Origin of the sequence: Marinobacter gudaonensis, from assembly GCF_900115175.1 — a bacterium.
In the GTDB taxonomy this organism is placed as follows: Bacteria; Pseudomonadota; Gammaproteobacteria; order Pseudomonadales; family Oleiphilaceae; genus Marinobacter; species Marinobacter gudaonensis.
In genome coordinates this window covers 2,683,580-2,698,638 of record NZ_FOYV01000001.1, presented here as the reverse complement: position 1 = coordinate 2,698,638, position 15,059 = coordinate 2,683,580, and the positions used below count along the sequence as shown (strand labels likewise).

The window sequence follows — 15,059 nt, the reverse complement described above, 5'->3', positions numbered from 1 at the left end:
GCGCCAGGATGCTCAACGGTGAGGAGACGCGGTTGTGGACAATAATAATGCGTTTTATGTAGCACTCTCGCTACTGTTGAATCTAGATTCGTCACTGCTCCAGATTGTGGGACTGTCTTTGCAGGTCTCGCTGATGGCCGTCGTGATTGCAGCTGTGCTGGGGTTTCCCCTCGGCGCGGCCGTGGCGCTATGGCGATTTCCGGGGCGCGGCGGCGTCGTGGTGGTGCTCAACGCCCTGATGGGGTTGCCGCCAGTCGTTGCCGGCCTGATGGTGTACCTGCTGCTGTCCCGGGCCGGGCCACTGGGCGAGTTCGGGCTGCTGTTCACACCCGGCGCCATGGTCATCGCCCAGGTCGTGCTGGTCCTGCCCATTCTGGCCGCTCTCTCCAGGCAGAAAGTGGAGGAGCTTCTGGGCGAGTATCGGGAGCAACTGGTGTCTCTCGGCATGTCTCGCCTGCGCATGATGCCAACGCTGCTCTGGGACGCCCGTTTTGCCTTGCTGACGATACTGCTCGCCGGGTTCGGGCGCGCCAGTGCCGAGGTGGGCGCCGTCATGATGGTCGGTGGCAACATCGACGGCATTACCCGGGTGATGACCACCGCCATCGTACTGGAGACCGGCAAGGGCAACCTGCCCCTGGCCCTGGGGCTCGGCATTGTCCTGCTGACACTGGTTATGCTGATTAACGCCACCGTCTATCTGGTGGGCGAGACAGCGAGGAGGCGCGCAGGATGACCTCCCTCAACGGGCTTTTCACCGCGGCCACGCTACTATCCCCTGCGCCCGCCCTGCACTTTGACAAGGTGACCTTCAGCCACCAGGAAAAAACGCTTCTGGGCCCCTGCTCGTTTGTGCTCGACGGCGCCGGCCCCACCCTGGTCATGGGCCCCAACGGCGCCGGAAAAAGCCTCCTGCTCCGATTGGCTCACGGCCTGCTCACCCCCACCTTGGGCCAGGTATCCTGGTCTACCGGCATTCGCCCGAGGCAGGCCATGGTGTTCCAGCAGCCGGTGCTGCTGCGCCGTTCGGCCATGGCCAATCTGGTCCATGCCCTGGCGGTAAACAACGCGGCGCGCAGAACTCGCACCAAGCTGGTGGCGGAGGCGCTCGAACGGTTCGGTCTCACCGCCCGCGCCCACACCCCCGCACGAGTACTGTCCGGCGGTGAGCAGCAGCGGCTTGCCCTGGCCCGCGCCTGGGTACTCCGCCCGCAAGTCCTGTTCCTGGACGAGCCCACCTCCGCGCTCGACCCCGCCGCCATTAAGGCCGTTGAAGCTTCGGTACTGGAATTCCACAACCAGGGCACCCGCATCGTGATGACCACCCACGACCTTCACCAGGCACGACGACTGGCCAGCGATGTGCTGTTCCTCTCCGGCGGGCAGGTCCGCGAGCACACACCCGCACAGACGTTTTTCCAATCGCCCGCGTCCCGCGAGGGTCGGGCCTACCTTTCCGGAGAACTGGTTGACTAGTCCAGCTTGAACCCACGACAGGAGAAAACAGGATGAAGAGAGCATTGAATCTGATACTGGCCTGCGTAGCGACCCTGAGCCTGGGCCAGCCCCTGAGCGCCCAGGTGGAGGAGTATATTACCCTGGCTTCGACGACCTCGACCCAGAATTCCGGACTGTTTGACGCCATCATTCCGAAGTTCAAAGAGGCCACCGGCATTGATGTCCGCGTCGTTGCCGTCGGTACCGGGCAGGCCTTTGAAATCGCGCGTCGGGGCGATGCTGACAGCCTTCTGGTCCACGACACCGCCGGCGAGAAACGCTTTGTCGAGAACGGTTTTGCCACTGAGCGCGCCGATGTCATGTACAACGATTTTGTACTGATTGGACCGTCTGAGGATCCCGCCGGCATCAGCGACGCACAGAGTGCCGCCGAGGCCTTCGCAGCCATCGCCGAGGCGGAAGCGCCCTTTGCGTCCCGCGGTGATGACAGCGGCACCAACCGGGCCGAACTGCGTCTGTGGGAGAATGCCGGAGTGGTACCGAGCGGCGACTGGCACCGCGAATTGGGCAGCGGCATGGGCGCCACCCTTAACACGGCCGCTGCCATGGATGCCTACGTGATGTCTGACAGAGCCACCTGGGTGGCCTTCAAGAATCCGCAGAATCTCCAGCTGCTCTATGCCGGCGATCCCGCCATGTTCAACCAGTATGGCAGCCTCCTTCTGACAAAGGAAAAGCACCCGGGGCCCAAGCATGACCTCGCGGAACAATGGCACAACTGGCTGATTTCGGAGGCAGGCCAGCAGGCCATTGCCGACTTCAAGGTGAACGGACAGCAGTTGTTCTTCCCGAACGCGAAGTAACCATCCCGTCTCGACGAGAGCCCGGCCCCGGCCGGGTTTTTTTATGCTTGATCAACCGCTGTTTTTCCCAAACGCCAAATAGGCTAATCTCTGGCAATCTCCGTAGATAACCCACTCTGAAACATTCCGGAACGGCCACAACAAAAATGACGATGGATCCCATACTCCCAGACCCGAAAGATCCCCGCCTGTCCCGCGCCGTAGAGGGTGTTGACGAAACCGGCCAACCGAAATCGATCAGCGTGATCGAAGAACGCCCCTTGACCATCTACCTGAACAGCCAGGAAATCGTGACCGCCATGACCATCGGCGACCACCCGGAATACCTGGCGCTGGGGTTTCTCCTGAACCAGGGCATGCTGACATCTCGGGATGAGGTCACCGGCATCGACTACGACGAAGAATTGGAAGTGGCGGTAGTCAGAACCGCCGGCATGACCAATGTCGAGGACAAGCTGGAGAAGAAAACACGCACCTCAGGTTGTGCCGTGGGCACGGTGTTTGGTGACATGATGGCGGGCCTGGAGGGGCTGGAACTGCCGGATACTCCGGTACACACCAGCACCTTTTACGATCTGTCGTTCCAGATCAACCACACCCCCAGCCTGTACATGGAGACCGGCGCCATCCACGGCACCGCACTCTGCCAGGGCCGTAAGATCCTGGCCTACATGGAGGATGTCGGGCGCCACAATGCGGTGGACAAGATCGCCGGCTGGATGCACCAGAACAACATTTCGCCCGAAGACAAGGTGCTTTACACCACCGGCCGCCTGACCTCGGAAATGGTGATCAAGACCTCCCTGATGGGCATCCCCACCTTGATCAGCCGCTCGGGGTTCACCGCCTGGGGCGTGGACATTGCCCGCCAGGTGGGGCTGACCCTGATCGGGCGCATGCGCGGCCGGAAGTTCACCTGCCTCAGTGGTCAGCATCGGCTGGTGTACGACCAGGACCTGTCACAGGTGCCCGAAGAGGACAAGAAAATGCGCCGCAAGGGCGCTCGGGACGACTGACGGAGGCAACCAATGAAGCAATGCGCGGTGATTCTGGCCGGCGGGCAGGCGACCCGCATGGGCGGTGGCGACAAGGGCCGTCTGATGCTGGGCGACCAGTCGCTGATCCAACGGGTGATAGACCGGATCACGCCCCAGGTGGACGCCGTTGTGCTGAACGCAAACGGCGATTTGAGCCGGTTCAGTGACCTGGGATTGCCGGTCGTGCCTGACTCGATCGGGGATTTCCCCGGCCCCCTGGCCGGCGTGCTGGCCGGCATGGACTGGGCAGCCGAGCAGGGCTATGAGTGGCTGATCAGCGTGGCCGCCGATACACCCTCGTTTCCACTGGACCTGGTTGAACGCCTCGGCCAGGCCGATACACCCATCGCGCTGGCCGCAACGCCCGATCCGGACCGTGGCCGTTTGCCCCAGCCTACGTTTGGCCGCTGGCCGGTGGCGCTACGCCACGACCTGCGGGCGGCCCTGAATGACGGCGTGCGAAAGATCCGCCAATGGACTCAGGCAAAGGGCGAAACCCTGGTCATTTTCGACGACAACGACTTTTTCAACATCAACACCCCGGACGATCTCGCCTGGGCGGAGCAGAACCTGACGTGAACATCATCGGTATTGTGGGCTGGAAAAATTCCGGCAAGACGACCCTGGCCAGCGCACTCATTCGTGAGCTGTCCCACCGTGGCCTGAAGGTCAGCTCAATCAAACATGCCCATCATCAGGTGGATATCGACCAGCCCGGCACCGACAGCTACAAGCACCGGGAAGCCGGCGCCCGCGAGGTCATCCTCGCCGGTGGTCAGCGCTTTGCCATCATGCACGAGTTGCGGGAGGCCGCCGAACCCGCTCTGGAAGAACTACTGGCCAGGCTTTCACCCTGCGACTGGGTGGTGGTGGAAGGCTACAAAACCCACGACCACCCGAAGATCGAAGTACACAGAAAGGATACCGCGCGCGCCCCGCTGTACCGGGAAGATGCCAACATTATCGCCGTGGCCTCAGATTACGATGCGGATTTCCAGGGACCGTTGTTCGATGTCAATGACATCACCGGCATGGCCGACTTTATTATTGAGAACGTTCCGCCATCAGCGAGAGAGTCATGAAACCCCTTCGCAACGACTGCTTTGCCTTGCCCCCCGGGGTGAACTGGACACCGGTTGAAGAAGCGCTGGAGCGCTTGCACTCACGTCTGCATCCGGTGGTGGATGTCGACCGCGCTGTGCCCCTTTCCGAGGTGAATGGCCGCATTCTGGCGAGCGACGTGCTGGCGCCTCGGGCTCACCCCCCCAGCACCAACTCCGCCGTCGATGGCTACGCCCTGGCCGGACCACTGACCGACGTACCCTGCACACTGCCGCTGGTGGATGGCCGCAGTGCTGCCGGCGAGCCCTACCAGGGTACGGTTCCGCAGGGCCATGCCATCCGGATTCTCACCGGAGCGGTAATGCCGGCGGGTACCGATACCGTGGTTCTGGAAGAAGACTGCGAGGTGGTCGATGGCCAGTTGCACCTGAACGGCACCCTGAAACAGGGGGCCAATGCCCGTAAGGCCGGCGAGGATATCCGGGCAGAGGATCACATCCTGACTGCCGGCACCCGGCTGACACCCACACAGATTTCAGTGCTGGCCAGCGTTGGCGTGGCCTCGGTGGATGTATTCCAGCGCCTGCGCGTGGGCGTCCTGTCCACCGGTGATGAAGTCAAACCGGTCGGCGCTGAGGTAACCGACTGGCAAATCTACGACGCCAACCGGCCGATGCTGAGCGCCCTCGTTACCCGGCTGGGCTATGAGCTGGTCGACCTGGGCCACGTGCTGGACCGGGCTGAAGACGTCAGAGCGGCGCTGGAGCGTGGCGCCGAGCAATGCGACCTGATCCTGACCAGCGGCGGTGTCTCCGCTGGCGACGAAGACCACGTCTCGAAAACCCTCAAAGCCCATGGCGAGATCAGCAACTGGCGCATCGCCATCAAGCCGGGGCGGCCGCTGGCACTGGCGATGTTCCGGGGCACCCCGGTGGTTGGCCTTCCCGGAAACCCGGTAGCCGCCTGGGTCTGTGCGCTGCGATTTGCAGCGCCGGCCATGGCGCTGTTGGCCGGAGGCGAATGGTTTGAACCCCAGGCCTACGTACTGCCGGCCAACTTCTCCAAGAACAAGAAACCCGGGCGCAGTGAAATGCTGCGAGCCCGGGTTCGGGATGGCCAGGTGGAGGTGTTTGGCTCGGAGGGCTCCGGTCGGGTGACCGGTCTTGCCTGGTCTGAAGGTCTGGTTGAACTGGACGAAAGCGCCCGGCAGATCGAGCCAGGCACTCCCGTGCGCTTCATTCCCTACGGCAGCTTTGGCCTTTAATCAGTCCACGCTGCCGTGCACCGCAAAGGCTTCCAGTGAAGCATCCTGCGGCGCCCTTGAGCGATAGGTCTCCTCAACCCCCAGGTCGGTCAGGGTACGACTGACCATGAGCAGGGTATTGTCCTCGAAGTCCTCGCACATGCTGCGCATCTGGTCGATTTCTTCACAGGCCACCGGGTATGCAGACTCGATGTCCGGGGCGCCGTAGATCTCCACGAAGGTCTGCGCCAGGGTGTGGCGCAGCCGCTCCAGCTCCGGCTCGGTGATATCGCAAACGCCAACAAAGCTGGCTCGGCCACCGGATTCAATGCTGTACCAGCCGTTGGTAAACGCCTGGCGGGCTTTCCCTTTCAGGTCGGCTTCGGTCCAGTTGGAAAATTCGAAGCCACCGGAAATGGCCCACTCGCCGCTGGGGGCCGGCCGCTCGAAGACGTTCTCATCGGAAATATCCAGTCGAAGGGTTCGGGCCAGTTTCATACGCTTTCTCTCAAAAGGTGTTTTTGCCAATAGCTGTTCGTTACAGGTGCTCGGCAAATTCAATCAAACTCACGGTTTCGGTCATCACATCCTGACGCACCAGCATACGTCCCTTCTCATCCAACCCCACAAACAGGCCTGTTCTGGGCTGTTCGATGCGCTTGCCGATGGCGTCACAACGCGGGCGCCATTCGTTGTGCACCCGCTCAAACCCGCTGTCCAGGAAATAGGTGAGCCACAAAAGTGTATGCTTGGACCAGCTCTCCAGCAGCGCCATCGGCGTTATCTCGACGCAGCCCTCCTCGTACAGGCAGGTCTGGTCGGGTGTTTCGCCAGGCTCCCCGCCCGGGTGGGTGAAGGGCACGGCAATGCCGATCACCAGCCAGTTGGGCATGGCCTTGGGGTCGGACACGTCGGCGGCAAACCGGACACTGCCGCACAGCGCCCCGTTCACCTTGATGCGATCCGGCCACTCGAACTGCACCGGCACTTCGGGCGGTGCCAGGGCACCGAGGCTTTCCGCCAAACCAATCTGTGCCACATACACGGCCTGAATGGCCTCTTCCAGAGGGGTCTCTGGCGCCAGCACCAGGGCGGCGCGCAGGGTATCCACCGCCTCGGAGTAAAACACCGTACCGGAATCCACGCCGGCAACGGCGCGGCTGACAGCCTTGTCGAACGGATCCGTGTGCGGCGGCACCACTTCTCCGGTCAGTAACGGGGGGAAACGGGGTGACTCGATCATCGGATGGCCTGGGCGTAGAGTTCAGAACCAACGATTTCATCGGCCAGACGCTGGAATGCCTGCGCCTGTGGGCTCTCGGGCTTGGACACCACGATGGGCACGCCACCATCGGAGCCGATACGGATGTCCAGATCCAGCGGAATCTCACCGAGGAACGGCGCTCCCAGCTTTTTCGCCTCGGCCCGAGCCCCGCCATGGCCAAACGGGTGATGCTCCTTGCCGCAGCCATCGCAGATAAACGACGCCATGTTCTCCACCAGGCCAAACAGCGGCACGTCCATGCGCTTGAACATATCAATGCCTTTGCGCGCATCCATCAGAGCAATGTCCTGGGGCGTGGACACCACCACGGCACCCGCCACGAAGAACTTCTGGCTCAGGGTCATCTGCACGTCACCGGTACCGGGCGGGAGATCCACCAGCAGTACGTCGAGTCGCCCCCAATCCACCTGGTTCATCATCTGTTGCAGGGCGCCCATCAGCATGGGCCCGCGCCAGACGATGGCTTCCTCTTCCGAGGTCATCAAACCAAGCGACATCAGGGTAACCCCGTGATTTCGCAGCGGCAGGATGGTGTGGCCATCCGGGCTCGACGGCCGACCCGACACGCCCAGCATCCTGGGCTGGCTGGGCCCATAGACGTCGGCATCGAGCAGACCCACCTTCAACCCCTTGGACGCCATCGCCACAGCCAGGTTTGAGGACACGGTGGACTTGCCGACACCGCCCTTGCCGGAGGCGATGGCGATGATGCGGTCAACGCCCTTCGGGTTCTTGTCCTGAGGCCGGGGCGCATCGGTGCCAATCAGGTTACTTTTTCCTACTTCGGTGTACTGGACCATGGAAATTCCTGTCTATCAATCAATTGTCCCGGTAGTCATCACTGGTGCGAACCTTGGGTCTTGCGGCGCCAGCCATGGGCGCTGAGTCGCCATGAAACTGTGCCTTCACCCGGCAGTCATCGCACATCTTGATGAGCTGGACATTATCAGATTTGGTGTACATCCAGTGCTGGTTTTCCAGCTTGGCAACAATCCGGTTGATGGTGCTGGCCACCCCGAATGGCTTGCCACACTGGATGCATTCGAACGGTTCTTCTGCGTGCAGGGCACGGGCGCTGAGTGCCGCCTTGGACAGATCCAGCTGGGGTTTGAGCGTAATGGCTGTTTCCGGACAGGTGCTTTCGCAGATACCGCACTGCACACAGGCGTTCTCGGTGAACTGCACCTCCGGCCGGTCCGGGTGATCACCCAGGGCGCCGGTGGGGCACAGGGACACACAGGCCAGGCACAGGGTGCACTTGTCGGAGTCGATCTCAACCGCGCCGTAGGGCGCGCCCTTGGGCAAAGGAATCGGCTCATCAACCTTGTCCGCCATGGCAGTGGCGGTCACCCGGGTGATATCGCGACGACCGCCAACCAGCAACACCGGTTCGCTGACCCGCCCGGCGTTGTCTCCCGGCGCGGAAAGCTCGATGGCGTCAATGACCCGCACCCGGCTGGGCGAGTTGTGGGTACCCTTGAGCATGGCCTGGGCCAGTTCCACTTCGGCCGCCAGCGCCCGCTTGTCCAGCTCATTGTCCGCCAGGATCAGAACCTCCGCGTAGCCGGCTCCGAACGCCGCCATGATCTCGGCGTGGCCAATCCGGTCCACATGCTCCAGGCCAAGCGGAATCAGGTCATCGGCCAGGCCGTCGTCGTACCGGGCCAGATAGGTGATGGCCTCAGCGCCGGCATTCAGAGTATGGAACACCAGCCGGGGCGATTCGTGAGTGTGCTCGCGATAGGTCTTTGCCATCACGTCCATCACTTTCACCAACGCCTCGTAGGGCGTTTCATTCATGGTGACGGCGGATGTGGGGCACACGGCCGCGCAGGAGCCACAGCCGGCACAGATATCGGAATCGATCTGGATGTGATCCCCGGCGGAAAAAATCGCCTCCGTGGGGCACACGTCCAGACAGCGGGTGCAGCCGGGCTTGTTGGCCCGCGAGTGAGCACACAGGGACTCCTCGAGCCGGAAGTAGACGGTCTTCTCGAACTCGCCGACCATCTCCCTTGCCGTGAGGGCAATGCGCTCCAGTTCGCCGGTTTTGGCAGGGTCTGCCCAGAAGTAGCCGTTGCGCTTTTCATGGCTCGGGAACGCCGGTGCACCGCCGCGCAGGTCAATAAATACATCGCATTCACTGCGAGCCGTGGCCTGGGCGGGTGAATAACCCAGCTCGCCGCGACCGGCCGGATGCAGCGTCTGCAGGCCAGCAAACTCCAGCTTGAAGTTACCGAGGGCACCGTAGGCGCTGGTCAATTGCCCCTTGGCGACGTCGTAGGCGGCGGAAGGCAATTGGATGGGCCCGGCGTCGTTGACCACACAGGTCACACCAAGCTCATCCTGCACCAGCCCGGCCATACGGACGGCCTGTTCGGTCGGGCCCACGATGCAGCAGACCCCGTTAGACTGGATGGTTTTCGCCGGCGCCGACGGTCCGGGCAACTGGGCCGCTGCCACCAGCGCCGCCTGCTTGGCCTCCAGTCGTTTTGGATTGGCGTTGGCCGAACTCCAGCCGGCCCGATCACGGATATCGATAGTGCTCAGCGGCGCCACATGCTGAATCTCGGCGTGGACATCTTCCGCCAACCGTTCGAACAGCGCCGCCTGCTGGCCACAGGCAATGAGCACGTCGTTGCGGGCCCCCAGATGCTCGGCTGCGGTCTTCATATCCTTGCCGCACAACTGGTCTACCGCAACCACCTGCTCGGCACCGGCAACCGCCTGAAGAACCTCGGAATTGAAGGTCTGGCTCTTGTCACAGGTGCACAATAATAGGGATTTTTTTTGGCTCATCAGGAACTTTACTCTGTTCGTTGTTGTTATACGTATACGTATCACTCTCTCACTTCGAGCATGCCATAGCCATCGACTTTCGAACAATTGGATAATTGTTGGAGCCCTGCTAGTTTCTAGCTATAACAAGAAGAGATCCATCATGAGCAGTAGAACCGATCACTGGAAACGCACACTACAGGTTGGCGCCGTTGTTCGCCGGTCTCCCGGAGTAACCCGCTGGGCCAAAGAAATCTGGAAACCTGTTGCTGTCATTCCCGGGGCACCGGACGCCTTCTGGAAAGAACTGGTCCACGACGGCGAGGTGGTTGACTACCACGCCGGCACGGTCACCATGGAGCTGTTTCGAGCGGATGTCGAGGGCTATCTGGTATCCCTCAACATGAGCGTGCCGTCTGCCTGGGTCATTCTCGATCGGGACGTCACCGGTCAGTCTCCTTCAGGCTGGATGCTCAGCACCATCACCGCCAATGCCCACGAGGCGCTGGACTCCCTGGACAGTGGCGAGAGTATCGTCGAGTCTGTTCCCATCCCCGAGTCCCTGGCAGCCTGGATCAAGGAATTTATCGACATGCACTACATCGAGGAGCCGTTCAAGAAGCGGCGCCGGGACGAGGTGCGTGTCGATGCGGTGGAGGACGCCAAGGGCGACCCTCGCATCCGACAGGAAAGCGACGTGTTCCGGGCGCCCACCAACATCAAGAAACCCAAGGTGCATTAACGAGGGTGTAGCAATGGTTGAATCCCGTTGGCAGCGCTGGTCCCGTAAAAAGGCCGAAGCCAATCGAAAGGTTGGGCCTACCCCCGCGCCGGCACAGGAACCGGAACCGTCAGCCCCCGCCCCGGAGCCGGAGCAGCAGGAGCTGGCCATTAATGAGACGCTGTCGGAACAGGAACTGCTCGACAAATACGGGCTGCCTGATCCGGCGTCCATTGAAATCGGCACGGACATCACCGGGTTCATGCGTCGGGAGATTCCCGAGTTTCTTCGTCGCAAGGCATTGCGGAGCCTCTGGAAATCCAATCCGGTGCTGGCCGTATTGGACGGGCTGAATGACTATGACGAGGATTACACGCTGGCTTCCACGGCCGGACAGACCGTGAGTTCGCTTTATCGGGTCGGTGAGGGCATGGTGGAAAAAGCCAAAAAGGCAGCCGAGGTTGTGGACGAGCCGACCAGCAGTCTGGCGCAACCGTCAGAGGTCGAGCCCGTTAGCGACCAGAGCCCGGAAGCCGAAACTGCAATCGAGGCCGACCAAGCCCCGGAGCCGCAAGTGTCTGGCAACCTCCAGGTCACACAGGCGGAACCTGAAGAGACGGAAGAGGCGCCGGAACCCCGGTTCCGGCCTCGCATGCGTTTTGACTATTAGTGAAATACGATTCAGCTATTGGTAAATGTATCGTTGCTTGCTCCACTATTTGCGGATGTGTACTAAGCTAGTGTGAAAGTGCGCACATAATAATTAGAAGGAAACCGACTTGACTGACACGGCGGAAATCCAGTGCCCTCGTTCGATCACCGAAGAAGATCGCGCCAGGGCTCAAATCTATCAGTTGCTGGGCGTGCTGCTGGCCAACCCGCCCACGGCGGAATTGTTGCAGGGTCTGTCATCGCTCCAGGGTGACGACACGCCTCTGGGCCAGGCCTCGAAAAACCTGGCCGCACTGGCCGAGCGCACCAACCCTCACGATGTCGAGCGGGAGTTCAACAACCTGTTTGTTGGCCTCGGTCGTGGCGAACTCCTGCCCTATGCCAGCTATTACCTCACCGGCTTCCTGAATGAGAAGCCCCTGGCGGAACTGCGAACCGACCTGATGTCCCGTGGCATCAAGGCTCGCAGCGACGTAAAAGAACCCGAAGACCACATCTGCACGCTCTGTGAAATCATGGCCGGCATCATCACCGGCGCCTTTCCCTGTGACAGCGATGTGGCCTCTCAGAAAGCCTTTTTCGACGCTCACCTTGCCAAGTGGGCGGAACTGTTTTTTACCGACTTGGAAGAAGCGCAAAGCGCTGTCTTCTACGCGCCGGTTGGCTCGCTTGGGCGGGCTTTCATGGCGGTGGAAGCGGAGGCCTTTGCAATTCAGTAACCGGGATCGCAGATCCCTTAACCCAGGGGGAGGTGTCCAATGGACAACCCGAAGCGTGAAAACAGCCGTCGCCATTTTCTGAAAATGGCCGCCGTTGCAGCTCCAGCTGCCGTGGCAATGACGGTTGCACCGAACGCCGCAGCCGAGGTGGTCAGGAAAGACGTGCCGAAAAGCCGCGGATTACGTGATACCGAACATACACGTAAGTATTTCGAATCGGCTCGCTTTTAACGGGGGTTTGAGTTGATCAAGGTTGCGAAAGGCCCTTGAGAGACTGAGCTTTCCGGAAAAACGAGAATAATAAAAGAGAGAGGTATGAGACATGTTAAGGAAGAAGACCAACGGGGTAGCGAAAGGCCCCCGTGCAGGCTCCTTGCTTTCTTCACTCGCTGCCAAGACTCTGGACCGTCGTCAGTTCCTGACAACCTCCGGTGTTGCAGTGGGTGGCCTGGCAGCACTGTCGCTGACATCCGGACGTGTTGAGGCTGCCGCCCCGACCACCGGTGGCGGTGAAGTGGTTGTCAAGAAATCGGTCTGTACACACTGCTCGGTCGGCTGCACGGTAGAAGCCGAAGTCCAGAACGGTGTGTGGACCGGCCAGGAACCCGGCTGGGACAGCCCCTTCAACCTCGGCGCCCACTGTGCCAAGGGCGCGTCGGTGCGTGAACACGCTCACGGCGAGCGCCGCCTGAAGTCGCCAATGAAACTGGTCAATGGTCAGTGGCAGAAAATCCCCTGGGATCAGGCGATCAACGAAATCGGCGACAAGATGTTGCAGATCCGCGAAGAAAGCGGACCCGATTCGGTTTACTGGCTTGGCAGTGCCAAGTTCTCCAATGAAGGCTCCTACCTCTTCCGCAAGTTTGCGGCCTACTGGGGCACCAACAACGTCGACCACCAGGCCCGGATCTGTCACTCGACAACCGTTGCCGGCGTAGCCAACACCTGGGGCTACGGTGCGATGACCAACTCGTACAACGACATGCACAATTCCAAGGCCATCTTCATCATCGGGGGCAACCCCGCAGAAGCGCACCCCGTGTCATTGCTGCACGTGCTGAAGGCCAAGGAAGAAAACAACGCACCGCTGATCGTTTGCGATCCCCGGTTTACGCGTACCGCTGCTCACGCGGACGAGTATGTGCGATTCCGTCCCGGGACCGATGTGGCGCTGGTGTGGGGTATTCTCTGGCATATCTTCGAGAATGGCTGGGAAGACAAAGAGTTCATCCGCACCCGAGTGTACGGTCTGGATGATATTCGCCAAGAGGTTAAACGCTGGACCCCCGAAGAGGTCGAGCGCGTCACCGGCACACCCGGTGCACAGCTTGAGCGTGTAGCACGCACCCTGGCCAACAACCGTCCTGGAACAGTTGTCTGGTGTATGGGCGGCACTCAGCACAGTAACGGCAATAACAACACCCGTGCCTACTGCGTGCTTCAGCTTGCCCTGGGTAACGTCGGCGTTGCCGGAGGCGGCACCAACATTTTCCGTGGCCACGACAACGTTCAGGGCGCGACAGACCTCGGCGTACTCGCCGACACCCTGCCCGGCTACTACGGTCTCAGCGCCGGCTCCTGGGCGCACTGGGCGCGTGTCTGGGAAGAGGATCTGGAGTGGTTGAAAGGCCGCTTTGCCGTGTGGGACAAGGACGGCAAGTCCCGCGCCATGATGAACGAGAAGGGCATTCCGGTGTCGCGCTGGATCGACGGCGTTCTGGAAGCCAAGGAAAACCTCGAACAGCCGGACAACACCCGGGCCATGGTGCTGTGGGGCCACGCGCCCAACTCCCAGACCCGGATGACGGAAATGAAGGAAGCGATGGAGAAGCTCGACCTGCTGGTTGTTGTGGATCCCTTCCCCACCGTGTCCGCCGTGCTGCATGACCGGAAGGATGGCGCGTATCTGCTGCCAACCACCACCCAGTTCGAGACTTCAGGCTCGGTAACGGCTTCCAACCGCTCTCTCCAGTGGCGTGAAAAGGTGGTAGAACCACTGTTCGACTCCAAGGTCGACCATGAGATCATGAAGCTGTTCGCGGACAAGTTCGGTTTCACCGATCGCATGTTCCGCAACATCGCCATCAACGGCGATGAACCGTCGATCGAAGACATTACCCGCGAGTTCAACAAGGGTATGTGGACCATCGGTTACACCGGCCAGTCGCCGGAGCGTCTGAAGAAGCACATGCAGTACCAGCATCACTTCGACAAGACCACCCTGCGTGCTGTCGGCGGCCCCTGTGACGGTGATTTCTACGGACTGCCATGGCCGTGCTGGGGCACCCCGGAAATGAACCACCCGGGCACCGCCAACCTGTACGATATGTCGCTGCCGGTTTCCGAAGGCGGCCTGACCTTCCGCGCCCGTTTCGGTGTTGAACACAACGGCCAGAATATCCTGGCGGACGGTGTGTACTCCAAGAACTCCGAGATCAAGGACGGTTACCCCGAGTTCACCATGCAGATGCTGATGGATCTGGGCTGGGATGGCGACCTGACGGCGGAAGAGCGTGCGGTCATCGACGGCATCGCCGGAGCGGAAACCAACTGGAAAACCGACCTGTCCGGTGGTATCCAGCGTGTGGCCATCAAGCACGAATGCGCACCGTTTGGTAACGCCAAGGCACGGGCCATCGTCTGGAACTTCCCGGATCCGGTCCCGCTGCACCGCGAGCCGCTGTACACGCCGCGCAGGGATCTGGTAGCGGATTATCCCACCTACGAGGACAAGACGTTCTGGCGTGTTCCGACCCTGTATGAGTCCATCCAGCAGAAGGACTTCAGCAAGGATTTCCCGATCATCCTCACCTCCGGCCGTCTGGTCGAATACGAGGGTGGCGGTGACGAAACCCGTTCGAACCCCTGGCTGGCAGAACTTCAGCAGGAGATGTTCATTGAAGTGAATCCTCGTGATGCCAACAACCTGAACATTCGTGACGGTCACGATGTCTGGGTCCATGGCCCCGAGGGCGCGAAGATCAAGGTCAAGGCCATGATCACGGAACGTGTAGGTGAAGGCGTTGCCTTCATGCCCTTCCACTTCGGCGGGCACTACCAGGGCAAGGATCTGCGGGACAAGTATCCCAAGGGCGCTGACCCCATCGTTCTGGGTGAATCCACCAACACCGTTCAAACATACGGGTACGACTCGGTCACGCAGATGCAAGAGACCAAGGCAACCCTATGTTCGATCATGCCGGCATAAAGAGAGGTGTAGA

Annotated in this window: 16 protein-coding genes; 12 read left to right on the top strand and 4 right to left on the bottom strand. The window is 61.0% G+C overall.

Annotated features, from left to right (window positions below):
* Positions 1-34 precede the first annotated feature (34 nt).
* From BM344_RS12160 to BM344_RS12130, 7 genes are all read left to right on the top strand, one after another.
* Positions 35-736 (top strand): ABC transporter permease, encoded by a 702-nt coding sequence (locus BM344_RS12160; protein WP_091990166.1) that lies wholly within the window; start codon positions 35-37, stop codon positions 734-736.
* A complete protein-coding gene (locus BM344_RS12155) occupies positions 733-1,476 on the top strand; it encodes an ATP-binding cassette domain-containing protein (protein ID WP_091990163.1) in 744 nt (247 codons plus the stop codon). Before BM344_RS12160 ends, BM344_RS12155 begins: the two co-directional genes overlap by 4 nt.
* Positions 1,477-1,508: 32 nt before the next feature.
* A complete protein-coding gene (locus tag BM344_RS12150) occupies positions 1,509-2,321 on the top strand; it encodes a substrate-binding domain-containing protein (protein WP_091990159.1) in 813 nt (270 codons plus the stop codon).
* Between the two features lie 152 nt (positions 2,322-2,473).
* Positions 2,474-3,337: a formate dehydrogenase accessory sulfurtransferase FdhD gene (locus BM344_RS12145; protein WP_228143614.1), complete on the top strand. Its 864-nt coding sequence runs from the start codon at positions 2,474-2,476 to the stop codon at positions 3,335-3,337.
* A gap of 12 nt (positions 3,338-3,349) precedes the next feature.
* The gene (mobA, locus tag BM344_RS12140; protein ID WP_091990154.1) at positions 3,350-3,937 is read left to right on the top strand and encodes a molybdenum cofactor guanylyltransferase MobA; all 588 of its coding nucleotides are present in this window, start codon (positions 3,350-3,352) and stop codon (positions 3,935-3,937) included.
* Positions 3,934-4,440 carry a molybdopterin-guanine dinucleotide biosynthesis protein B gene (gene mobB / locus BM344_RS12135; protein ID WP_091990151.1) on the top strand — a complete coding sequence of 169 codons (507 nt, stop codon included), beginning with the start codon at positions 3,934-3,936 and terminating at the stop codon, positions 4,438-4,440. Before mobA ends, mobB begins: the two co-directional genes overlap by 4 nt.
* The gene (locus BM344_RS12130; protein WP_091990149.1) at positions 4,437-5,684 is read left to right on the top strand and encodes a molybdopterin-binding protein; all 1,248 of its coding nucleotides are present in this window, start codon (positions 4,437-4,439) and stop codon (positions 5,682-5,684) included. Before mobB ends, BM344_RS12130 begins: the two co-directional genes overlap by 4 nt.
* Here BM344_RS12130 and BM344_RS12125 read toward each other — a convergent pair whose 3' ends face one another.
* From BM344_RS12125 to BM344_RS12110, 4 genes are read right to left on the bottom strand one after another with little or no spacing between them, the layout of a single operon-like run.
* Complete coding sequence (locus tag BM344_RS12125) at positions 5,685-6,161, bottom strand: DUF6505 family protein (RefSeq protein WP_091990146.1); 477 nt, start codon at positions 6,159-6,161, stop codon at positions 5,685-5,687. It abuts the gene before it with no gap.
* A 40-nt stretch (positions 6,162-6,201) separates the two neighbouring features.
* On the bottom strand, positions 6,202-6,906 hold the full coding sequence (locus BM344_RS12120) for a biotin/lipoate--protein ligase family protein (RefSeq protein WP_091990144.1): 705 nt from the start codon (positions 6,904-6,906) through the stop codon (positions 6,202-6,204).
* Positions 6,903-7,748 (bottom strand): Mrp/NBP35 family ATP-binding protein, encoded by an 846-nt coding sequence (locus BM344_RS12115; protein WP_091990141.1) that lies wholly within the window; start codon positions 7,746-7,748, stop codon positions 6,903-6,905. Before BM344_RS12115 ends, BM344_RS12120 begins: the two co-directional genes overlap by 4 nt.
* 19 nt (positions 7,749-7,767) lie before the next feature.
* Complete coding sequence (locus BM344_RS12110; protein ID WP_091990139.1) at positions 7,768-9,747, bottom strand: 4Fe-4S binding protein; 1,980 nt, start codon at positions 9,745-9,747, stop codon at positions 7,768-7,770.
* A gap of 142 nt (positions 9,748-9,889) precedes the next feature.
* Between BM344_RS12110 and BM344_RS12105 the strand changes: the two genes are divergently transcribed.
* From BM344_RS12105 to BM344_RS12085, 5 genes are all read left to right on the top strand, one after another.
* On the top strand, positions 9,890-10,468 hold the full coding sequence (locus tag BM344_RS12105) for a DUF3305 domain-containing protein (protein ID WP_091990137.1): 579 nt from the start codon (positions 9,890-9,892) through the stop codon (positions 10,466-10,468).
* 13 nt (positions 10,469-10,481) lie between these two features.
* Positions 10,482-11,117, top strand: coding sequence for a DUF3306 domain-containing protein (locus BM344_RS12100; RefSeq protein WP_091990134.1), 636 nt, complete (start codon positions 10,482-10,484; stop codon positions 11,115-11,117).
* Positions 11,118-11,226: 109 nt separating this feature from the next.
* A complete protein-coding gene (locus tag BM344_RS12095) occupies positions 11,227-11,838 on the top strand; it encodes a TorD/DmsD family molecular chaperone (protein ID WP_091990131.1) in 612 nt (203 codons plus the stop codon).
* A gap of 39 nt (positions 11,839-11,877) precedes the next feature.
* Positions 11,878-12,069 (top strand): twin-arginine translocation signal domain-containing protein, encoded by a 192-nt coding sequence (locus BM344_RS12090; RefSeq protein ID WP_091990128.1) that lies wholly within the window; start codon positions 11,878-11,880, stop codon positions 12,067-12,069.
* A 91-nt stretch (positions 12,070-12,160) separates the two neighbouring features.
* The gene (locus tag BM344_RS12085) at positions 12,161-15,046 is read left to right on the top strand and encodes a formate dehydrogenase subunit alpha (protein WP_091990125.1); all 2,886 of its coding nucleotides are present in this window, start codon (positions 12,161-12,163) and stop codon (positions 15,044-15,046) included.
* Positions 15,047-15,059: the final 13 nt, after the last annotated feature.